The following is a 20,389-nucleotide window of genomic DNA, read 5'->3' as shown; positions in this document are numbered from 1 at the left end:
GATGATCGCCCACAAGGTTCGAGAAGGCCTTGAGTTGCTGCACAAAGAGGGAAATGTCGAGGAGGGTTTACGGGGGTGAGCCTGACTTGAAAACGCAAAAGCCCCGCCCGGCGAGATGCCAGGCGGGGCTTTTTTTCAGCGGTTACGCGAGCGCTATTACAACAGCGGGATCGAGTAGCTGACGATCAGGCGGTTTTCGTCCTGGTCGCGTTGGCCTGGGACGTCGTTGCGCCACATGGCGTTTTTCCACGTGAGGCCCAGGTTTTTCAGTGGGCCTTCCTGGACTACGTACGCCAGGGTCAGGTCGCGCTCCCATTCGGAACGGCCGGAGCCGGCCACGGCAGTGCTGGAGCTGCTAATGGTGTCGATGTTGTCACCGCGCAAGTAAACGATGCCGGCAGTGGCGCCTGGCAAGCCAACCTTGGCGAAGTCATACGAGTAGCGAGCTTGCCAGGTACGTTCGCCGGCACGGGCGAACTTGGCAATCTGCGAGTCGGTAATAATGTAAGCCGATGAGCCATCACCCTGGTTCAGCCAAGGGAAATCGCTGCTGCCATTGCTGACCTGATAACCACCACCGAAGGTGTGACCGGCAACGGAGTACAGGAACAGGCCGCTGTACAAGTTGTTGTCGACCTTGCCTTTACCTGCTTTGAAGCCTTGGTAGTTACCGGAGCTGAAGTAAGCCGAATCGTGACCGTTGGCACCGTCATCGGAGCTGTTGAAGTAACGCAAGTCAGACTTCAACACACCAGGACCGATTGCCCAGTTGTGAACCAGACCCAGGAAGTGTTGCTTGTAGAAGTCTTCCAGGTTGCCGTAATAGTACTGGGCAGTCAGGTCTTTGGTGATTTTGTAGTCGCCACCACCGTAAATGAACTTGTTGCTGTCACGGCCAGTAGCGGTGGGAGAGTTCGCACCGGCAATCGACAACTCTTCGTTGTTGCTGGAGTTACGACCTTTGGCGTGCTCGATCTGACCACCGACCAGTGTCAGGTCTTTGATTTCGTTCGAGGTGATCTGGCCACCTTGAAAGGTTTGCGGCAGCAGACGGCCATCGTTGGTCACGATCACCGGCAGTTTTGGCTGCAGGGTGCCCAACTTCAGTTCGGTCTGGGAGATCTTGGCTTTGGCAGTCAGGCCCAGGCTGGAGAAGTTATCAACTGCTTCGCCGTTGGACTTGCTTGGGAAAACAGTGCCGCCGTAAGAAGTCGAAGTGGCGCCGTTAGTGCCACCGCCCGTATCCAGACGCACGCCCAGCAGGCCGATAGCATCGATACCGAAGCCGACGGTGCCTTGGGTGTAGCCGGAGGTGAAACGCAGGTCGAAGCCTTGACCCCATTCTTCGTTTTTGCTCTGAACGCCGTTAGCCTTGTTGGCAGGAGTGCCAGCAGCACTGTCACGGTTATCGTTATTGATATAGAAGTTACGCAGCCCCAAGGTAGCTTTGCTGTCTTCGATGAAACCGGCGGCGCCTGCCTGCTGCGCCAAAACCCCTAAGGCCACAGCCAGGGCCAAGGTGGACTTGTTCATTTGTTTCGCTCCTATCGTTTCTAATTCTTGCGGTCCTGGGTCGAATGCCCTGGATCCTGAAATGCTCGGTTAGTGCCAGACCGTGTGACTGCCACTGTGATTTTGGCCCGCATAATAAACACAAAAAGAATTACTTAATAATTTTTTATGCCATTAAGGAATATAGCTCCGCGCTATTACTCCGAGTCGGGGCACAAGGTATCGGCTCGTAAGCCACCCACTTTAGGCGCTCGGCCTAAAAACCAAAAAGAATAAAAAACAAACAAACAAGAACTATTTGGAATATTGAAAAAAACACAAAAAAAACCTCGCCGACGGGCGAGGCTTTTTCTGACGGCTATTACAAGAAGCTGTAGGTGTAGTTGAAGATCAGACGGGTCTGGTCAACATCAGGGTTGTTGCTGACTTCACTGCCACGGTAGACACCGTTACGCAACGTCACGCCGAAACCTTTGAGGGACCCCTGCTGGATGGTGTAGTCGATCCGCATGTCGCGTTCCCACTCGGACGCATCAGGGCCACTGCCGTTCGTTGCCTTGATGTCATCGCCGTGCAGGTAGGCGATCGAGGTTTTCAGGCCCGGTACACCCAGCGCTGCGAAGTCATAGGAGTACTGACCGAAGGTGGTGTTTTCACCGGCACGGACGAAACCATTGATCATGGAGTCGGTGAACAGGTAGAAGCTCGCGCCACCATTGGCTTCCGCATGGCCATTACCATCAACCACGTTGCCCTGGTTCAGGTAAACGAAACCGCCGTCATCGTTGACGCGCTGATGGCCCAGCAAGAACGCATTGCCACCCAGGGTGTAGGTGAACATTGCGCTCCAGGTCTTGTTATCGACCTCGCCCGGCTTGCTGGCGTAACCGTTGTTGTTGTTGAAACGATAACCCGCATCACCGTTCTTACCGTTGGAGCTGCTATCGAAATAGCGGATATCAGTCTTGAAGGACTGGTTGGCGTTGATCGGGAAGACGTGGATCAAGCCGAAGAAGTCCTGCTTGTAGTAGTCCTTCAGATCCGAGTGGTAGTACTGCAGGGTAAGGTCCTTGGTGACCTTCCAGTCAGCACCGCCGTAGCGGAACTGGTTGCTGTCATGAGTACCGCCAGCCACGGCCAGGCCGGTGGAGTTTGACGAGGCGCGACCCGCCGAGTGTTCCAGCTGACCTGCGTTGAAGGTCACATTGTCGATTTCCTTCGAGGTGATGGTGCCACCGTCAAAGGTCTGTGGCAGCAGGCGGCTGTCGTTCGCTACCAGAATCGGCAAGCTAGGCTGCAGAGCACCACCCAGGTGGGCCTCGGTCTTCGAGAAGCGGGCCTTGACGTTGGCCGCCGCGCGGCTCCACTCGTTCACAGCCGAACCATCGGAGTCGCTTGGGAAGAACGTGTTGTTGTTGGCTGGGTGGTGACCTTTGCCGCCGTCCAGATGGATACCGACGAGGGCTTGGGCGTCGATACCGAAGCCGACAGTGCCTTGGGTAAAACCGGACAGATAGTCGAATTTCAGGCCTTCAGCGGTCTCTCTCTGATCCGCGCCGCCTTCTCGGTTATCGTTGTTGTAATACATGGTGCGGGAACTGACGGAAGCCTTGCTGTCTTCGATGAAACCCGCGGCGCCTGCCTGCTGCGCCAAAACCCCAACGGCCACAGCCAAGGCCAAGGTGGACTTGTTCATTGTTTCGCTCCTATCGTTTCTAATTCTTGTGTTCCTGGTCCTGGGTCGTATGCCCAGGATCCTAAGATCCGCGATTAGCGCCAGACAGTGACTCACAAGTCAATCGTAACTATGTGTGTCTACGACCAAGGTCTAATCGCCCGTGACTTCGCTCCTTGCCGGGTAATGAACTCGTCATAAACCCAAAAAGAATCACCCAACTCTTTTTCATACTGTTTAGGCATTTAGCTCTGACCGGTATTTTTGAGCCTTTTTTTAGATCGATTAGCTTTGACGCAATTCGCAATCAAGCCCTATCGAAAGGCAGCGCCATGACGACCAAACGCGCACTATCCAGTCTAATTGTTACAGTTTGTGTATCGCTAGTAGTTTCTTCGAACGCTCTCGCGGCGAACCTCACGGTCGGCTATCAAACAGGCATCGACCCCAGCAAAGTCCCCCAGGCAGGTGAACTGTACGAGAAGACCACAGGCCAAAAATTGATTAGCGTCGTTTTAATAGCGGCCCGGAAGTGGGCCAAATTCGCCGAGGTCACGCTGGACTCGTTCGCCACGAGACGCTGCTGCCGGATTATTCGCCGTATGTCAGTGCGAAGTTTGTGCAGGATTGATGATCGTTGCCACGCTCTGCGTGGCAACGATCAAACGCAGAGCGTGGAACGATCAGGTCAGAGGGTTTTTTCGAAGATCTTCGAATTACGCTGATAGTTGTACAGCGACGCCCGCGCTGATGGCAGACGCTCTACGCTGCTTGGCACAAATCCACGCTCGCGAAACCAGTGAGCGGTCCGGGTCGTCAGTACGAACAAGGTTTTCAGCCCCTGCGCCCGGGCGCGGGTTTCGATGCGCTCCAGCAGTTCATCACCACGACCGCCATGGCGATACTCCGGGTTCACCGCCAGACACGCCAACTCCCCCGCATCCGAATCAGCAATCTGATACAGCGCCGCACACGCGATGATCATGCCTTCGCGCTCGACCACACTGAACTGCTCGATCTCACGCTCAAGCACCTCGCGGGAACGCCGCACCAGAATGCCCTGCTCTTCCAGCGGACTGATCAAGTCCAGCAAACCGCCGACGTCTTCGATGGCCGCTTCGCGCACCACCTCGAATTGCTCCTGGGCCACCAGCGTACCGCCGCCATCGCGGGTGAACAGTTCGGTAAGCAATGCGCCGTTTTCGACATAACTGACGATATGGCTGCGGGCGACACCGCCGCGACAGGCTTCAGCGGCCGCATCCAGCAGCTCGGCCTGATAGTTGCTGCCCAACCGCTGCAGATGCGCCGGCACTTGCTGCGGACGCAATTCGCGAACCAGGCGACCGTTTTCATCGATCAGACCCAGGTCGGCGCCGAACAACAGCAGCTTGTCCGCCCCCAGATCGATGGCCGCGCGGGTGGCGACGTCTTCGCAGGCGAGGTTGAAAATCTCACCGGTCGGCGAGTAACCCAGTGGCGACAACAGCACTATGGAGCGCTCATCCAGCAGGCGATTGATGCCCTTGCGGTCGACCCGACGCACTTCGCCGGTGTGGTGATAGTCGACGCCTTCAAGCACGCCGATCGGCCGTGCGGTCACCAGATTGCCGCTGGCCACCCGCAGACGCGAGCCCTGCATCGGCGACGAAGCCATGTCCATGGACAGCCGCGCTTCGATGGCGATACGCAACTGGCCAACCGCATCGATCACACACTCCAGCGTTGCGGCATCAGTGATGCGCATGCCGTGGTGGTAATGCGGGGTCAGGCCGCGCGCGGCCAGGCGGGTTTCAATTTGCGGACGGGAACCGTGAACCAGCACCAGTCGCACGCCCAAGCTGTGCAACAGCACCAGGTCGTGGACGATATTGCCGAAGTTCGGGTGCTCCACGCCGTCACCGGGCAGCATGACGACGAAGGTGCAATCACGGTGGGCGTTGATGTAAGGCGAAGCGTGACGAAGCCAATTAACGTATTCGGGCATGAACCTGGGCCTGTAATAAATAGCAGCCAAAAAATGGGCGAAACAGAAAACGCACAGCGGGCTGATGGTTATCGTCGGAACAGGCTTGGCGACACGCGCGCTCTCCTCATGAATACGGGTTTGGACACGGGCGATTTATACGAGTGGCGCCGGTGTCAGGCAGTAATGTTCAATCAGTTGACGTAATAGATGCACCGTAGGCTGCAAACGTGACATTTCGAGGTATTCCCCCGGTTGGTGCGCACAGGCGATGTCGCCAGGGCCGAGCACCAGGGTTTCGCAGCCAAGACGCTGAAGATAAGGCGCTTCGGTGCCGAACGCCACTGCTTCGGCACGATGGCCGGTGAGCTTTTCCGCGACCCGGACCAATTCTGCATCCTCGGCCTGCTCGAAGGGCGGCACTGCGGGGAACAGCGGCGCGTAATCGATCTTCACCTGATGCCACTCGGCAATCGGCTTGAGCTTCTGCAGAATCTCCGCGCGCAGGGCATTGGGGTCCATGCCCGGCAACGGGCGCAGATCAAATTCCAGCGAACACTGGCCGCAAATGCGGTTGGGGTTATCGCCGCCATGGATGCAGCCGAAATTCAGGGTCGGCGTCGGCACGCTGAACTGTGGATTACGGAACTGACGCTGCCACGCCAGGCGCAAACCGCGCAGTTCACCGATGGCGTCGTGCATGGCTTCGAGGGCGCTGTGGCCGAGGCGTGGATCCGAGGAGTGGCCGCTCTGACCGAGGATGTCGATGCGCTCCATCATGATGCCTTTGTGCATGCGGATCGGCTTGAGCCCGGTCGGCTCGCCGATCACCGCCGCACGCCCCAGCGGACGCCCGGCTGCGGCCAAGGCACGAGCACCGGACATCGAGCTTTCTTCATCGCAGGTGGCGAGGATCAGCAGCGGTTGCTTGAACGGCTGATCGAGCAGCGGTATGACGGCTTCGATGGCCAGCGCGAAAAAGCCCTTCATGTCGCAGCTGCCCAGCCCGACCCAGCGGCCGTCAACTTCGGTCAGTTTCAGCGGATCGGTCTGCCACAGCGCGCCATCGAACGGCACCGTGTCACTGTGACCGGCCAGCACCAGGCCTCCGGGACCGGAACCGAAACTGGCCAGCAGATTGAATTTGCCGGGGCTGACCTGCTGGATGTCGCAGGTAAAACCCAGATCGCCGAGCCACGTCGCCAGCAAATCGATCACCGGACGGTTGCTTTGATCGAGGCTGGCCTGCGTACAGCTGACGGACGGTGCGGCGATCAGCGCAGCGAACTGATCTTTCATGGATGGCAAAGGCATCGCTGACTCCAACTCCCGAGTTGAAGTCCATCATAGAACCATCTGGCGACAGGAATAAACCGTCACGGCGCGTAGGACGGGTGAGTCCTGTACACTGCACGACCTTGGCAGCCACACATTCCCCCCGGCTGCGCTCCCGATCCTGGATTTTCCGGCCATGCAGAAAGAAACCGAAATCAAACTCCGCGTCAGCCGAGAAACTCTCGCTGCCCTGCGCGAGCACCCGCTCCTGAAAAAACGCAACAAAAGTGGCTGGGAACGCCGTGAGTTGATGAACCAGTACTTCGACACGCCTGAGCGCGACCTGGCCCGCGCCAAGGTTGCCCTGCGCCTGCGCCGCGATGGCGAAGAAGTGATTCAGACCCTCAAGACCCGTGGCCAGAGCGTCGCCGGTTTGTCCGAGCGTAACGAATACGACTGGAACCTGCCCAAAGCCAAGCTCGACGTGAAGAAACTCGACGGCGAATGCTGGCCTGAAGAATTGGCCGAGCTGGACAAGAAAACCCTGAAGCCGATCTTCACCACCGATTTCGTCCGCGAACGCGCGGAAATCGCCTGGGGCCGTGGCAAGACCAAAGTGGTGATCGAAGCCGCGCTGGATCTGGGTCACGTGATCGTGGGCAAACAGAAAGAAGAAATCTGCGAACTGGAACTGGAACTGCGCGAAGGCGAGCCGGCCGCTTTGCTGGAACTGGCCGCCGAACTGGCCGCGACCCTGGCCCTGATGCCATGTGACATCAGCAAGGCCGAGCGCGGTTATCGCCTGTACGATGCCAACAGCTACTCGTTGAGCCTGCCGGCGCCGCAGATCACCGCTGAAACCCCGCTGGACGACGCTTTCGCCGCGCTGAGCTGGCACTTGCTGAGCAGCAGCCAGCGTCTGGCCGAGCAGTATCGCTTCAACGGCCACTGGCGCCTGTTGCTGGATTGGGTCGAAAACCTGGCTGAGTTGCGCGCGCTGCTGAGCAGCCTGGGCCAAGCCGCGCCGCGTCAGTCGACGCACGATCTGCGCGTCGCGCTGGATGCCTTGCTGGAAGACTGGCGCCCACTGGTGCAAGCCGGTGTCGACGACGAAGACGTGCGCAAAGCCGCGCCGGAGCAGTTCCTCGAAGAACTGGAAGATCCGCGTTGGGGCCTGTTCTCGCTGAACACTTCGCGCTGGTTGCTGGCCCGCACCTGGGCTGCCGATCGCAACGTCCGTGGCAATCGCCAGGGCGCTGCGCAACTGGGCAGCTGGTTGCCACGCCTTCTGGGTGAAGAAGCGACTTCCCTGCAACTACAGCGTTATCAGCAACAGCCGGAAGACCTGGCCGAGCAACTGCCGCGCATCGAGCGCATCCAGGCCTGGCTGCACCACGCCCGCAGCGTGTTGGACATCCCGGAAATGGATCGCTTGTACGGTGAGCTGAAACTGTTGGCGCAATTGGCTAACGAGCCGATCACCGATGAGTCGCTGGATGCGCGCAAGCAGCAGGCAATTGCGGTGTATCAGAATCGTGCGTGGAAGATGCTGCTGCGTATGTAACACCGCCTTCGTCGGAACGCCGCCCGGAGCAAGCCCGCTCCCACAGGGATCACTGAAATCCTGTGGGAGCGAGCTTGCTCGCGATGAGGCCAGCCCATTCACCGCAAAACCTCAGACCGGCAAACTCGTCGTGGACTTTATCTCCGACAACGCCACGATCGAGTTCACCTCCTGAATCCCCGGCACCATAGACAGCTTCTCGAAGAAGAAGCGCTCATACGCCTCGATGTCCGCCGTCACAATCCGCAGCAAGAAATCCACCGACCCCATCAGCACATAACATTCCAGCACTTCGGGAAAGCCGCGAATCGTCTCGGTGAATTCGGTGAAGTTCGAACGCCCGTGAGCGTTGAGTTTGATTTCGGCGAAGATCTGCGTGTTAAGCCCGATTTTCTTCCGGTCGAGCAAGGTCACCTGCCCCCGAATAATCCCCTCCTCCTTCATCCGCTGTATCCGTCGCCAGCACGGCGACTGCGACAGCCCCACCTGCTCGGCGATCTGCGCGCTGGAGAGCGAAGCGTCCTCTTGCAGCAACGCGAGAATCTTGCGGTCGTAGCCATCCAGCTCGCTATGCATAAAAAAACCTTTGATTGATAACTTACCGAATCAAGCAATTCGAATAATTGCCAATAAGCCCAATCATAGATAAGAAATGCCCGGCAACGCATGTAAAAATTCCTCCAGTGATTTTGGAGACCGACCATGCCGCATCTAGAAGCCGTGAACACCCCGCACACCCGCGCCGATGTCTGGAACGTCAGCAACGCCCACTGCCGTGTTCATTACCAACTGTTGGCCGAGGCCGAACCGGACCTGCTGTGCCGGGCGCTCAACCTGTTCGCTTTGCAGTTTCTGACACCGCAACAGGTCAACGTGCAGCGGACGGACGATCTGTTGTCGATCGACATCGTGATAGACGGTCTGAGCTGGCACCGCGCCCAAGTGATCGCGGAAAAATTACGTAACCTGATCAGCGTCTGTTCGGTTGAGCTGCAAGCAGCTGATTGCGCATGGGATGAACCGGCTCAGGCGGCGGGCTGAAAAAACTCGACACGGCTTCGTCGCGTAGTGGCCCAACGGTCTGCGGCTCCGCGACTATCCTTTGCGAACTGTTGTTCATGAGGAGCCCGCATGTCCGTTCAACTTGCCATTCAGGACCGCTGGCTGGATCTCAATGATTTGCTGCGTGAATTGGTCGCCCAAGGTTTCATCAGTCAGGACTCGGCCGAACACGCGCTCAATGCCCGACGCCGTCACGCTGCCAATGGCCAGATGCACCCGCTGGAATTCATCGCCAGCCAACACCTGGACGACCTCAGCCGTCCCGGCAAACACCTCGACCTGGAAAGCCTGACCCTGTGGCTGTCGCAGCAGGCCGGCCAGCCTTATCTGCGTATCGACCCGCTGAAAATCAACGTTGCGGCGATTACGCCGTTGATGTCCTACGCCTTCGCCCAGCGTCACAAGATTCTTGCGGTGTCTATCGACCGCGACGCCGTCACCGTGGCCAGCGCCCAGCCCTACGTCACCGGCTGGGAAGCCGACCTGACCCATGTGCTGAAGCTGCCGATCAAGCGCGTGGTCGCCAACCCGGTGGACATCCAGCGCTTCAGCGTGGAGTTTTTCCGCCTGGCCAAATCGGTCAGCGGCGCGACCAACGCTGATCAGCAGATGAACACCCTGGGCAACTTCGAGCAGCTGCTCAACCTCGGCGCCAGCGACCAGGAACCGGACGCCAACGACGCGCACATCGTCAACATCGTCGACTGGTTGTTCCAGTACGCGTTCCAGCAACGCGCCAGTGACATCCACATCGAACCCCGGCGCGAACAAGGCACGGTGCGCTTTCGCATCGACGGCGTGCTGCACAACGTCTATCAATTTCCGCCGCAAGTGACCATGGCCATCGTCAGCCGCCTGAAAAGCCTCGGGCGGATGAACGTCGCGGAAAAACGCAAACCCCAGGACGGCCGGGTGAAAACCAAAACCCCGGACGGTGGCGAAGTCGAGCTGCGGCTGTCGACATTGCCTACCGCATTCGGCGAAAAAATGGTCATGCGGATCTTCGACCCGGAGGTACTGCTCAAGGATTTCGATCAGTTGGGTTTCTCCGCCGAAGACTTGCGCCGCTGGCAGGACATGACGAGCCAGCCCAACGGCATCATCCTGGTCACCGGCCCGACCGGCTCCGGCAAGACCACCACGCTGTACACCACCCTGAAAAAACTGGCGACGCCGGAGGTCAACCTCTGCACCATCGAAGACCCGATCGAAATGGTCGAGCCGGCGTTCAACCAGATGCAGGTCCAGCACAACATCGACCTGACTTTCGCCGCCGGTGTGCGCGCGCTGATGCGACAGGATCCGGACATCATCATGATCGGTGAGATCCGTGATCTGGAAACCGCTGAAATGGCAATCCAGGCTGCGCTCACGGGCCACCTGGTGCTGTCGACGCTGCACACCAACGATGCGCCGAGCGCGATCAGCCGCTTGCTGGAACTGGGCGTGCCGCATTACCTGATCAAAGCCACGGTACTTGGCGTCATGGCCCAGCGCCTGGTCCGCACCTTATGCCCGCATTGCAAGGCACCGCTGACCCTGGGTGAAGAAGACTGGCAAACCTTGACCCGGCCTTGGCAGGCACCGTTGCCGAACAACGCACATCGCGCCATTGGTTGCCTGGAATGCCGCGATACCGGTTACCGCGGCCGCGCCGGGGTCTATGAAATCATGCAACTGACGGACGGCGTCAAAGCGCTGATCAACCCCGACACCGATTTGCTGGCCGTGCGGCACCAGGCCTTCAAGGAAGGCATGCGCAGTTTGCGGTTGTCAGGGGCGCAAAAAGTGGCGGCTGGTTTGACGACGATTGAGGAGGTATTGCGGGTGACGCCGCAGAGTGAGCAGAAATGAAACCTTTTATGTCTCCTGATGATGCCAAGGGTGACTAACTTGTTCTTATCCCCGACCCACGCCGCTACACTCGCGCGATCGAAAATTTCATTGATTAACAGGGAATCGTTATGCAGATCGGAAGCGTGCTTTTACTTTTTGTCGGCCTGGTGGTCGCCATTCTGTTCATGGGTTTCAAGGTCGTACCTCAGGGTTACCGGTGGACGGTCGAGCGTTTTGGCCGTTACACCAACACGCTCAAACCCGGGCTCAACATCATCATTCCGGTAATGGACCGCATCGGTCGCAAGATCAACGTGATGGAAAGCGTGCTGGATATTCCGCCCCAGGAAGTCATCACCTCCGATAACGCCACGGTGCAGATCGATGCCGTGTGCTTCTTCCAGGTGGTCAACACCGCCCAGGCTGCCTATGAGGTCAACAACCTCGAACACGCGATCCGCAACCTGCTGCAAACCAACATTCGTACCGTGCTCGGCTCCATGGAGCTGGATGCGATGCTCAGCCAGCGTGACGGGATCAACGAAAAACTGCTGCGCACCGTCGACGAAGCCACGGCGCCGTGGGGCATCAAGATCACCCGGATCGAGATCAAGGACATCAGCCCGCCGGCTGACTTGATGGCTGCGATGTCGGGGCAGATGAAAGCCGAGCGGATCAAGCGCGCGCAAATCCTTGAAGCCGAAGGTCTGCGTGCCGCGGCGATTCTGACTGCCGAAGGCAAGAAGCAGGCGCAGATTCTGGAGGCCGAAGGGGGTCGTCAGGCTGCGTTCCTCGAAGCCGAAGCCCGTGAACGTCAAGCCGAAGCCGAAGCCCAGGCCACCAAAGTGGTGTCCGAAGCCATCGCAGGCGGCAACGTGCAGGCGGTCAATTACTTCGTTGCACAAAAGTACATCGATGCGCTGGGCAAACTGGCCTCGGCCAACAACAGTAAAGTGATTCTGATGCCGCTCGAGGCCAGCTCGATGATCGGCGCAGTCGGCGGCATCGGCGAAATCGTCAAGGCCACGTTCGATAACAAGAAAGCCTGAGGCACGTTATGTGGGCATTCCTGCAGCATCTATCGTTCTGGGACTGGCTGGCATTTGGCACGGTGCTGCTGATTCTCGAAGTGTTCGGCGCGGGCGGCTACTTACTGTGGATCGGCATGGCAGCCGCTGCCGTTGGCGTGCTGGCCTTTGTAATGCCGGACATGCCCTGGGAATTGCAGTTCCTGCTGTTCGGCCTGCTTTCGATCGCCACCGCCCTGTACTGGTGGAGACGCCAGCGCAGTGCGGTGCGGATGAGTGATCAGCCGAATCTCAATCTGCGCGGTCAGGAACTGATCGGCAAAACCTTTGTGGTACATGCAGCGATTGTCGACGGCAGCGGCAAGATCAAGGTCGCCGACGGTGTGTGGATGGCCCGAGGGCCCGATGCCGCGGCGGGCAGCCGCGTTCGGGTGATCGGGCAGCAAGGGGCTATTTTGCTGGTTGAACCGGCAGAATGAGCCGTCATGGAACTCGATTGGGGGATTGGCAATCCAACGCCGTAGTTAACCCAGTGGAGTCACCCAATATGCGTCTCAAACTTGCTGTCGCTACCATCGTCTTGTTGTCCCTTCCTGTCGGTTCGGCGATGGCCGATAGCTTTTGGCGTAACGTCATCTCATCCGGTGCGACCACCGGTTCGACCTACCTGACCTTCAAGGATCACAAGCTGATCGTTGCCGCCCAGGACGATGCTGGCAGCTTTGTCGCCAGTGACGGCGGCATTCGCGGCCCATACCTGGAAGCCGCGATGCAGAAAGTCCGCGCCGACAACCCTGGCCTGCAGGCCACGGACATGGAACTGGCGAACGCGATCCTGGCGAAGAATGCCGTGGCTTCAGAGTAAGACCTACTGCTAAACAAAAATGCCGCTGACATGTGCGGCATTTTTTTGCCCTGAGGTCAGCGGTAATCATCCACCGGTACGCAAGCGCAATACAGATTGCGGTCACCGTAGACATTGTCCACCCGGTTCACCACCGGCCAGTACTTATGCGCCTTGGTATGAGCATCCGGCGTCACTGCCTGCTCGATGGTGTAGGGCCGTTCCCAAACCCCGGTGATGTCCGCCAGGGTATGCGGCGATCGTTTCAGCAGGTTGTCATCGGCCGGCCAGTTGCCGTTCTGCACTTCGGTGATTTCCGCGCGGATACTCAGCATCGCCCCGATAAACCGGTCCAGCTCTGCCTTCGATTCACTTTCGGTCGGTTCAACCATCAACGTCCCCGGTACCGGAAACGACATGGTCGGCGCATGGAAACCATAGTCCATCAGCCGCTTGGCGACGTCCTCCTCGCTGATCCCGGTCAGCGCCTTGAGTGGCCGCAGGTCAAGAATGCATTCGTGAGCCACCCGCTCGTTGCGCCCGGTGTAAAGCACCGCAAACGCACCGGACAAGTGCTGCGCCAGGTAATTCGCGGCGAGGATCGCCACTTCACTGGCATCCGCCAGTTGTGGCCCCATCATCGCGATGTACATCCAGCTGATCGGCAGGATGCTCGCACTGCCCCAAGGCGCCGCGCTGACTGCGCCGTTCTGCGCCAGTGGCCCGTCAATCGGTACCACCGGATGGTTGGCCACGAATGGCGCCAGATGCGCCCGCACACCAATCGGCCCCATGCCCGGCCCGCCGCCACCATGTGGAATACAGAAAGTCTTGTGCAGGTTCATGTGGGACACGTCGGCACCAATGTCCGCCGGGCGCGCCAGTCCGACCTGGGCGTTGAGGTTGGCGCCATCCATGTACACCTGGCCGCCGTGGCTGTGGATAACTTCGCAGATTTCGCTGATGCCTTCCTCGTATACGCCGTGGGTCGAAGGATACGTCGCCATCAGGCAGGCGAGTTTGTCGCCCGCCTCTGCGGCTTTGCCTTTGAGGTCATCCAGATCCACGTTGCCCGCCTCGTCGCATTCGACGATCACCACCCGCATCCCGGCCATCTGCGCCGACGCCGGGTTGGTGCCGTGGGCCGAGGACGGAATCAGGCAGATATCCCGGGCACCTTGATGGCGGCTCTCGTGATATTTGCGGATCGCCAGCAACCCGGCGTACTCGCCTTGGGCCCCGGAATTGGGCTGCATACAGATCGCGTCGAAACCGGTGATCGCGCAGAGCCAGCGCTCCAGTTCTTCGATCATCAGCGAATAACCCACCGCCTGCTCTTTCGGCACAAACGGGTGCAGGTTGGCGAACTGCGGCCACGTGATCGGGATCATCTCGCTGGTGGCATTGAGTTTCATGGTGCAGGAACCCAGCGGGATCATCGATTGATTGAGCGCCAGGTCCTTGTTCTCCAGTTGCTTGAGGTAGCGCATCATCTCGGTTTCGCTGTGATGGGCGCTGAATACCGGGTGACGCAAATAAGGCGAGGTACGCAGCAGACCTGCGGGAATACCGGAAGCGAGGGTTTCAGCGTCCAGTTCGTCGACGTTAAGCCCATGATCGGCACCGAGGAATACATCAAACAACTTCGCGACGGTGGATTCGTCAGAGGTTTCGTCGAGGCTCAGCCCCAACTGCCCGCGCCCGAGAATGCGCAGGTTGATCTGTGCGGCCTGGGCACTTTCGATGATTGCCGTCTGAGTGCCACCGACCTCCAGCGTCAGCGTGTCGAAAAAGTGTGTGTTGAGGCGGGTGATGCCGTGGCGCTCCAGGCCAGCGGCGAGGATGCTGGTCAGCCGATGGACGCGTTGGGCAATGCGTTTGAGCCCTTCCGGACCGTGGTAGACCGCATAGAAACTGGCAATGTTGGCCAGCAGCACCTGCGCGGTGCAAATGTTCGAGTTAGCCTTTTCCCGGCGGATATGTTGCTCGCGGGTTTGCAGGGCCATGCGCAGGGCGACGTTGCCGCGAGCATCTTTCGACACGCCGATGATCCGCCCGGGAATCGCCCGTTTGTACTCATCGCGACTGGCAAAAAACGCCGCGTGCGGCCCACCGTAACCCATGGGCACGCCGAAACGCTGGGATGAGCCGAACACCACGTCGGCGCCCAACTCCCCCGGCGGCGTCAGCAACAGCAGACTCAGCAGGTCGGTGGCGACACACGCCAAGGCTTGTTGCGCATGCAGATGATCGATCAACGGACGAAGATCGCGGATTTCGCCGTGGGTGTCGGGATATTGCAGAAGCGCGCCAAACACCTGGTGCTGTTTCAAGTTATCCACAGTGTCGATGATCAGCTCGAAGCCGAACCCTTCTGCTCGGGTCTGCACTACGGAAATGGTTTGCGGGTGACAGTTTTCGTCGACGAAGAACAGATTGCTTCTGGACTTGGCGACACGCTTGGCCAGTGCCATGGCTTCCGCCGCCGCCGTGGCTTCGTCCAGCAGCGAGGCGTTGGCCAGTTCCAGGCCAGTGAGGTCGATGGTCAATTGTTGGAAGTTGAGCAGCGCTTCAAGCCGGCCCTGGGCGATCTCTGGTTGATACGGTGTGTATGCGGTGTACCAACCGGGATTTTCCAGCACGTTGCGCACAATGACGGTCGGCGTAAGGGTGCCGTGGTAGCCCATGCCGATCAGGCTGGTCCAGACCTGGTTTTGCTCGGCGTAACCGCGCAGTTTGGCCAGCGCGGCTTCTTCGTCGAGCGCGGGTGGCAGGTCCAGCGGCCTGTTCAGGCGGATTCCCGGCGGCACCGTCTGCTCGATCAACTCGACCCGGCTGCCGAGGCCGAGACTGTCGAGCATCGCCTGTTGCTCGGCGGCATCGGGCCCGAGGTGGCGGCGAAGGAAGGCATTGGGGTCGCGTAACTGGCTCAAGGACGGCAACTGGGACATGACGGGCTCTCTCTTGACTGGCGCTCAACGTCGATGCAACACGGTCAAACCAGCATAGCAGTCGATGTCTGGCGCCAACGGCCATTGCGGATCATCATGCTCGGCATCTGCCCAATGTCCGCTGATCAGGTAACTGTATTTATGAGCCAACTGCCTTTCCTGCCGTTCTCCAAACCCACCATCGACGAAGCCACGATTGCCGCTGTGGGTGACGTATTGCGCTCGGGCTGGATTACCAGCGGCCCCAAGGTTCAGGCCTTTGAAGCGCAACTCTCGGAGTATTTTGGCGGGCGCCCGGTGCGCACCTTCAACTCCGGCACCTGCACCATGGAAATCGCCTTACGCGTTGCCGGTATCGGGCCGGGCGATGAAGTGATCACCACACCGATTTCCTGGGTTGCCACCGCCAACGTGATTCTGGAAGTCGGCGCTACGCCGGTGTTTGCCGACATTGACCCGATCACCCGCAACATCGACCTGGATCAGCTGGAAGCGGCAATCACCCCGCGCACCAAAGCGATCATTCCCGTGTACCTTGCCGGTTTGCCGGTGGACATGAGCCGGTTGTATGCGATCGCCAAAAAACACGGATTGCGGATTATCGAAGACGCCGCGCAAGCCTTGGGTTCGAGCTGCAACGGCCAGCGCATTGGCTCGACCGGCGATTTCGTGTCCTTCAGTTTCCAGGCGAACAAAAACGTCACCTCGTCAGAGGGCGGTTGCCTGGTATTGAACAATGCCGAGGAAGTGCGACTGGCGGAAAAGTACCGTTTACAAGGCGTCACCCGCAGCGGCTTCGATGGACTGGACGTTGATGTGCTGGGCGGTAAGTTCAACATGACCGATGTTGCGGCGGCCATCGGCCTTGGACAATTTGCTCACATCGAAGCAATCACAACTCATCGCCGTGAACTGGCCAGGCACTATTTCGCTTGTTTTGGAGCGGATTTCGAAGCGTTGTATGGGGCGCAATTGCCCCCGGCGGATTTCGAGAACAGCAACTGGCATTTATTCCAGCTGGTGCTGCCAGAGCGCAAGGATGGCAAACCGGCACGGGCTACCTTCATGGATCAGATGCAGGCGTTGGGTGTCGGCATCGGCTATCACTACCCGCCGATTCACCTGCTGAGTCTTTATCGCGAGCGCGGGTTCAAGGAAGGGATGTTTCCGGTGGCCGAACGGGTCGGTCGCCTGATTGTTTCGCTGCCGATGTTTACCGCCATGACTAAAGCGGATGTTGAGCGTTCGGTGGCGGCGGTGAAAGCCGTTCTAAAGCCATAAAACCTGTGGGAGCGGGCAAGTCGAATCGTCGCACCGCCGCTCCCACATGGATTTCGCAAAACGAAGATTATTCGCCGATGGCAGCCTTGTAACCGGCGGCGTCGAGCAGCTTGTCCAGATCGCCAGCGTTGCTTGGCTTGAGCTTGAAGATCCAGGCACCGTACGGGTCGGAGTTGAGCAACTCAGGGTTGGCGCTCAGCTCTTCGTTGATGGCAATCACTTCACCGGCAACCGGGGAGTAGATGTCCGAAGCGGCTTTAACCGACTCCACCACACCGGATTGATCACCGGCAGCGAAGACTGTTCCGACTTCAGTCAGCTCAACGAACACCACGTCGCCCAAGGCTTCCTGAGCGTGATCGCTGATGCCCACGGTGACGGTGCCATCGGCTTCGAGACGGGCCCATTCGTGACTTTCGGCAAAACGCAGGTCGGCAGGAATATCGCTCATGTTCTGTGTCCTCAAGAGAATTGTCAGCGGTCGTTGCCCGCCAAAAAAGGTTAGATCAAGGTTTTGCCATGGCGTACGAAGGTCGGTTTGACCACTCGGACCGGGTACCACTTGCCACGGATTTCCACTTCTGCGCGGTCGGCTGTCGCCATCGGCACGCGCGCCAGTGCTATCGACTTGCTAAGCGTAGGAGAGAAACTACCACTGGTGATCTCCCCTTCGCCAACATTGGCGATGCGGACTACTTGATGAGCGCGCAAAACCCCACGCTCCTCAAGGACCAGACCGACCAGTTTGTGCTGCACGCCACCCGCCCGCTCGGCTTCAAGAGCACTGCGACCGATGAACTGGCGAGTGGCCGGTTCCCACGCAATGCTCCAGTCCATGTTGGAGGCCAGTGGTGAAACGTCTTGATGAATGTCCTGACCGTAGAGGTTCATGCCGGCTTCGACCCGCAGAGTATCGCGCGCGCCGAGGCCGATTGGCGAGATGCCCGCGCCCACCAGATCGTTGAAGAAGCCTGGTGCTTGATTGGCCGGCAGAACGATTTCCAGACCATCTTCGCCGGTGTAACCCGTGCGCGCGATGAACCAGTCACCATCGGCCTGGCCTTCGAAGGGCTTGAGCATCTGAATCAGGTTGCCGCGGGACTGGGTCACCAGTTCGGAGATTTTGTGCCGGGCCTGAGGACCTTGAATGGCCAGCATCGCCAACTCGGATCGCTCGTTGAGCTGCACATCGAAACCATCGAGGTGAGCCTGCATCCAGGCAAGGTCCTGATTGCGGGTGGAGGCGTTGACCACCAGCCGATAACCATCCTCGAGACGGTAGACGATCATGTCGTCGACGATGCCGCCGCGCTCGTTGAGCATGGTGCTGTACAAGGCACGGCCAGTGCTGTGCAGGCGCTCGACGTCGTTGGCCAGCAAATGCTGGAGCCAGGCCTTGGCCTGAGGGCCGCTGACATCGATCACGGTCATGTGGGATACATCGAAAACCCCGCAATCGCGGCGCACCTGATGGTGTTCCTCGACCTGCGAGCCGTAATGCAAAGGCATATCCCAACCGCCAAAATCGACCATCTTCGCGCCGAGGGCGAGATGAAGGTCATACAGAGGCGTGCGCTGTCCCATGGGTTTCTCCTTCCGGGCGTGGCGAAGGTGCGGGCCGGTGCTGTACGGGGTCAAAGCCTTGAAATAGAAGGCTTTCGGCCGATTTCAGCTACCTGGTCTGTAGGACGGACCGCACCGAATGCCGCGCATTGTAGCCTCAAGGTGTAGGACTGGCACCTAGGCGTTTCGATGCGCTGAACGTCGAATCAATCCGATGACCGGTAGCAGGCCAACAAAAACCAGAGTCAAGGCCGGCAAAGAGGCCCTCGCCCACTCGCCTTCGCTGGTCATTTCGAAGATGCGTACCGCCAGCGTATCCCAGCCAAACGGGCGCATCAGAAGGGTCGCGGGCATTTCCTTGAGCACATCGACGAACACCAGCAACGCGGCGCTCAACGTGCCGGGCAACAATAACGGCAGATACAATTTGAAAAACAGTCGTGGCCCACTGACGCCAAGGCTACGTGCCGCTTCGGGCAAAGATGGCCGTATTCGCGCCAGACTGCTTTCCAGCGGCCCATAAGCCACCGCGATGAAACGCACCAGATAAGCCAGCAACAACGCCGACAGGCTGCCCAGCAGCAATGGCTTGCCGGCGCCCCCCAGCCAACCCGACAACGGGATCACCAGTTCGCGATCCAGGTAACTGAACGCCAGCATGATCGACACCGCCAGCACGGAACCCGGCAAGGCGTAGCCAAGGTTGGCCAGGCTGATGCTGGTGCGGATCGCTCGGGTCGGGGCCAGACGCCGGGCAAACGCCAGCACTAAAGCAACACTGACGGTGATCAGCGCCGCCATGCCGCCTAGGTACAACGTATGGACGATCAGCCCCGCGTAACGCTCATCCAGGTCGAAGCGCCCGCGTTGCCAGAACCACACCACCAGTTGAAGCACTGGAATGACGAAAGCGCAGGCGAACACCAGACCGCACCAACTCATGGCCGCCAGCGCCTTGAAACCGTGCAGGTGATACAGCGCCTTGACCCTTGGTCGTTCGTTGCTCGCCCGGTTGACCCCGCGAGCACGGCGCTCGCCGTACAGCACGACCATCACCACCAGTAGCAACAGGCTAGCCAGTTGCGCGGCGGTGGAGAGGCTGAAAAATCCGTACCAGGTCTTGTAGATGGCAGTCGTGAACGTGTCGAAGTTGAACACCGATACCGCACCAAAATCCGCCAGTGTTTCCATCAGCGCCAGCGCCACGCCTGCGCCGATCGCCGGGCGCGCCATGGGCAAAGCGACTCGCCAGAACGCTTGCCACGGGGATTGCCCGAGGACTCGCGCCGCTTCCATCAAGCCTTTGCCCTGCGCCAGGAACGCGGTTCGCGCCAACAAGTAAACGTAGGGATAGAAGACCAGCACCAGGACCAGAATCACGCCGCCAGTGGAGCGCACGCGCGGCAACCTCAAGCCCGAGCCGAACCATTCGCGTAACAGGGTTTGCACGGGGCCGGCAAAATCCAGCAGGCCGACGAAGACAAATGCCAGCACGTAAGCCGGAATGGCGAATGGCAGCATCAGCGCCCAGTCCAGCCAACGCCGACCGGGGAATTCGCAGAGGCTGGTGAGCCAGGCCAGGCTCACGCCCAAGAGCGTCACGCCGATACCGACGCCGAGCACCAAGGTCAGGGTATTGCCCAGCAGGCGCGGCATCTGGGTATCCCAGAGGTGGGACCAGATCTGATGATCGATGGTTTGCCATGACAACAACAAAACGCTGAGGGGCAGCAGGACCAGCGCAGCGATGGCGAAGACCAGGGGGTAACAACGGCGTTGGGCGGGGTGGGCCAAGGAAAAGCTCTCTGAAGAAAATCAGCGAAATGTGCGTC

The 20,389-nt window shown here is 59.2% G+C and carries 17 protein-coding genes and 1 pseudogene; 8 read left to right on the top strand and 10 right to left on the bottom strand.

From position 1 onward, the window contains the following. Positions 1–156 precede the first annotated feature (156 nt). Together MO767_RS04720 and MO767_RS04715 are read right to left on the bottom strand one after the other, a co-directional pair. The gene (locus MO767_RS04720) at positions 157–1,533 is read right to left on the bottom strand and encodes an OprD family porin (protein WP_282479585.1); all 1,377 of its coding nucleotides are present in this window, start codon (positions 1,531–1,533) and stop codon (positions 157–159) included. A gap of 340 nt (positions 1,534–1,873) precedes the next feature. Beyond that, a complete protein-coding gene (locus MO767_RS04715; protein WP_282479584.1) occupies positions 1,874–3,208 on the bottom strand; it encodes an OprD family porin in 1,335 nt (444 codons plus the stop codon). Positions 3,209–3,519: 311 nt separating this feature from the next. Here MO767_RS04715 and tauA point away from each other — a divergent pair. Continuing rightward, positions 3,520–3,692: pseudogene (tauA, locus tag MO767_RS04710) on the top strand (taurine ABC transporter substrate-binding protein); the annotation flags it as partial. A gap of 183 nt (positions 3,693–3,875) precedes the next feature. Here tauA and argA read toward each other — a convergent pair. After that, complete coding sequence (gene argA / locus MO767_RS04705; RefSeq protein ID WP_201184805.1) at positions 3,876–5,174, bottom strand: amino-acid N-acetyltransferase; 1,299 nt, start codon at positions 5,172–5,174, stop codon at positions 3,876–3,878. Positions 5,175–5,309: 135 nt separating this feature from the next. Then, positions 5,310–6,467: an acetylornithine deacetylase gene (gene argE / locus MO767_RS04700; protein ID WP_282479583.1), complete on the bottom strand. Its 1,158-nt coding sequence runs from the start codon at positions 6,465–6,467 to the stop codon at positions 5,310–5,312. A 157-nt stretch (positions 6,468–6,624) separates the two neighbouring features. Here argE and MO767_RS04695 point away from each other — a divergent pair, with 157 nt between their 5' ends. Then, positions 6,625–7,992 carry a CYTH domain-containing protein gene (locus tag MO767_RS04695; protein WP_282479582.1) on the top strand — a complete coding sequence of 456 codons (1,368 nt, stop codon included), beginning with the start codon at positions 6,625–6,627 and terminating at the stop codon, positions 7,990–7,992. A 111-nt stretch (positions 7,993–8,103) separates the two neighbouring features. Here the strand turns inward: MO767_RS04695 and MO767_RS04690 are convergent, their stop codons facing one another. After that, positions 8,104–8,568, bottom strand: a complete 465-nt coding sequence (locus MO767_RS04690) for an Lrp/AsnC family transcriptional regulator (RefSeq protein ID WP_282479581.1) — start codon at positions 8,566–8,568, stop codon at positions 8,104–8,106. A gap of 126 nt (positions 8,569–8,694) precedes the next feature. Between MO767_RS04690 and MO767_RS04685 the strand changes: the two genes are divergently transcribed. From MO767_RS04685 to MO767_RS04665, 5 genes are all read left to right on the top strand, one after another. Beyond that, entirely contained in the window at positions 8,695–9,033 is a 339-nt protein-coding gene (locus MO767_RS04685) for a hypothetical protein (protein WP_282479580.1), read from the top strand. A gap of 90 nt (positions 9,034–9,123) precedes the next feature. Further along, the gene (locus MO767_RS04680) at positions 9,124–10,908 is read left to right on the top strand and encodes a type II/IV secretion system protein (RefSeq protein ID WP_282479579.1); all 1,785 of its coding nucleotides are present in this window, start codon (positions 9,124–9,126) and stop codon (positions 10,906–10,908) included. A 110-nt stretch (positions 10,909–11,018) separates the two neighbouring features. Then, complete coding sequence (locus MO767_RS04675) at positions 11,019–11,939, top strand: SPFH domain-containing protein (RefSeq protein ID WP_282479578.1); 921 nt, start codon at positions 11,019–11,021, stop codon at positions 11,937–11,939. 8 nt (positions 11,940–11,947) lie between these two features. Beyond that, positions 11,948–12,397 carry an NfeD family protein gene (locus MO767_RS04670; RefSeq protein ID WP_282479577.1) on the top strand — a complete coding sequence of 150 codons (450 nt, stop codon included), beginning with the start codon at positions 11,948–11,950 and terminating at the stop codon, positions 12,395–12,397. 68 nt (positions 12,398–12,465) lie between these two features. Continuing rightward, on the top strand, positions 12,466–12,783 hold the full coding sequence (locus MO767_RS04665) for a DUF2388 domain-containing protein (RefSeq protein ID WP_282479576.1): 318 nt from the start codon (positions 12,466–12,468) through the stop codon (positions 12,781–12,783). Positions 12,784–12,839: 56 nt separating this feature from the next. Here MO767_RS04665 and gcvP read toward each other — a convergent pair whose 3' ends face one another. Continuing rightward, a complete protein-coding gene (gene gcvP, locus MO767_RS04660; RefSeq protein WP_282479575.1) occupies positions 12,840–15,713 on the bottom strand; it encodes an aminomethyl-transferring glycine dehydrogenase in 2,874 nt (957 codons plus the stop codon). A 24-nt stretch (positions 15,714–15,737) separates the two neighbouring features. Further along, positions 15,738–15,863, bottom strand: coding sequence for a hypothetical protein (locus MO767_RS04655; RefSeq protein ID WP_282479574.1), 126 nt, complete (start codon positions 15,861–15,863; stop codon positions 15,738–15,740). Between MO767_RS04655 and MO767_RS04650 the strand changes: the two genes are divergently transcribed. Continuing rightward, the gene (locus tag MO767_RS04650) at positions 15,855–16,994 is read left to right on the top strand and encodes a DegT/DnrJ/EryC1/StrS aminotransferase family protein (RefSeq protein ID WP_282479573.1); all 1,140 of its coding nucleotides are present in this window, start codon (positions 15,855–15,857) and stop codon (positions 16,992–16,994) included. The genes MO767_RS04655 and MO767_RS04650 overlap by 9 nt on opposite strands. 67 nt (positions 16,995–17,061) lie before the next feature. On the opposite strand, the gene gcvH is transcribed toward MO767_RS04650, so the two are convergent. The 3 genes from gcvH to MO767_RS04635 all read right to left on the bottom strand — a co-directional run bounded on the left by gcvH (position 17,062) and on the right by MO767_RS04635 (position 20,351). Next, positions 17,062–17,445, bottom strand: coding sequence for a glycine cleavage system protein GcvH (gene gcvH / locus MO767_RS04645; protein ID WP_033060614.1), 384 nt, complete (start codon positions 17,443–17,445; stop codon positions 17,062–17,064). A gap of 50 nt (positions 17,446–17,495) precedes the next feature. Further along, on the bottom strand, positions 17,496–18,578 hold the full coding sequence (gene gcvT, locus MO767_RS04640; protein WP_282479572.1) for a glycine cleavage system aminomethyltransferase GcvT: 1,083 nt from the start codon (positions 18,576–18,578) through the stop codon (positions 17,496–17,498). 156 nt (positions 18,579–18,734) lie between these two features. After that, on the bottom strand, positions 18,735–20,351 hold the full coding sequence (locus tag MO767_RS04635) for an iron ABC transporter permease (RefSeq protein ID WP_282479571.1): 1,617 nt from the start codon (positions 20,349–20,351) through the stop codon (positions 18,735–18,737). Positions 20,352–20,389: the final 38 nt, after the last annotated feature.

The sequence above is a fragment of the Pseudomonas sp. UYIF39 genome (genome assembly GCF_029963765.1).
Taxonomy (GTDB): domain Bacteria; phylum Pseudomonadota; class Gammaproteobacteria; order Pseudomonadales; family Pseudomonadaceae; genus Aquipseudomonas.
Note: the sequence above shows the minus strand (reverse complement) of the source record. Positions and strands in the feature narration are given on the sequence as shown.

Excerpts from the sequence above, each read along its gene's own strand:
- gcvP (WP_282479575.1), bottom strand. The coding sequence starts at position 15,713 with ATGTCCCAGTTGCCGTCCTTGAGCCAGTTACGCGACCCCAATGCCTTC.
- MO767_RS04670 (WP_282479577.1), top strand. The coding sequence starts at position 11,948 with ATGTGGGCATTCCTGCAGCATCTATCGTTCTGGGACTGGCTGGCATTT.
- MO767_RS04680 (WP_282479579.1), top strand. The coding sequence starts at position 9,124 with ATGTCCGTTCAACTTGCCATTCAGGACCGCTGGCTGGATCTCAATGAT.
- MO767_RS04690 (WP_282479581.1), bottom strand. The coding sequence starts at position 8,568 with ATGCATAGCGAGCTGGATGGCTACGACCGCAAGATTCTCGCGTTGCTG.
- argE (WP_282479583.1), bottom strand. The coding sequence starts at position 6,467 with ATGCCTTTGCCATCCATGAAAGATCAGTTCGCTGCGCTGATCGCCGCA.
- MO767_RS04685 (WP_282479580.1), top strand. The coding sequence starts at position 8,695 with ATGCCGCATCTAGAAGCCGTGAACACCCCGCACACCCGCGCCGATGTC.
- MO767_RS04720 (WP_282479585.1), bottom strand. The coding sequence starts at position 1,533 with ATGAACAAGTCCACCTTGGCCCTGGCTGTGGCCTTAGGGGTTTTGGCG.
- MO767_RS04695 (WP_282479582.1), top strand. The coding sequence starts at position 6,625 with ATGCAGAAAGAAACCGAAATCAAACTCCGCGTCAGCCGAGAAACTCTC.
- gcvT (WP_282479572.1), bottom strand. The coding sequence starts at position 18,578 with ATGGGACAGCGCACGCCTCTGTATGACCTTCATCTCGCCCTCGGCGCG.
- MO767_RS04650 (WP_282479573.1), top strand. The coding sequence starts at position 15,855 with ATGAGCCAACTGCCTTTCCTGCCGTTCTCCAAACCCACCATCGACGAA.
- MO767_RS04665 (WP_282479576.1), top strand. The coding sequence starts at position 12,466 with ATGCGTCTCAAACTTGCTGTCGCTACCATCGTCTTGTTGTCCCTTCCT.
- MO767_RS04715 (WP_282479584.1), bottom strand. The coding sequence starts at position 3,208 with ATGAACAAGTCCACCTTGGCCTTGGCTGTGGCCGTTGGGGTTTTGGCG.
- MO767_RS04675 (WP_282479578.1), top strand. The coding sequence starts at position 11,019 with ATGCAGATCGGAAGCGTGCTTTTACTTTTTGTCGGCCTGGTGGTCGCC.
- argA (WP_201184805.1), bottom strand. The coding sequence starts at position 5,174 with ATGCCCGAATACGTTAATTGGCTTCGTCACGCTTCGCCTTACATCAAC.
- gcvH (WP_033060614.1), bottom strand. The coding sequence starts at position 17,445 with ATGAGCGATATTCCTGCCGACCTGCGTTTTGCCGAAAGTCACGAATGG.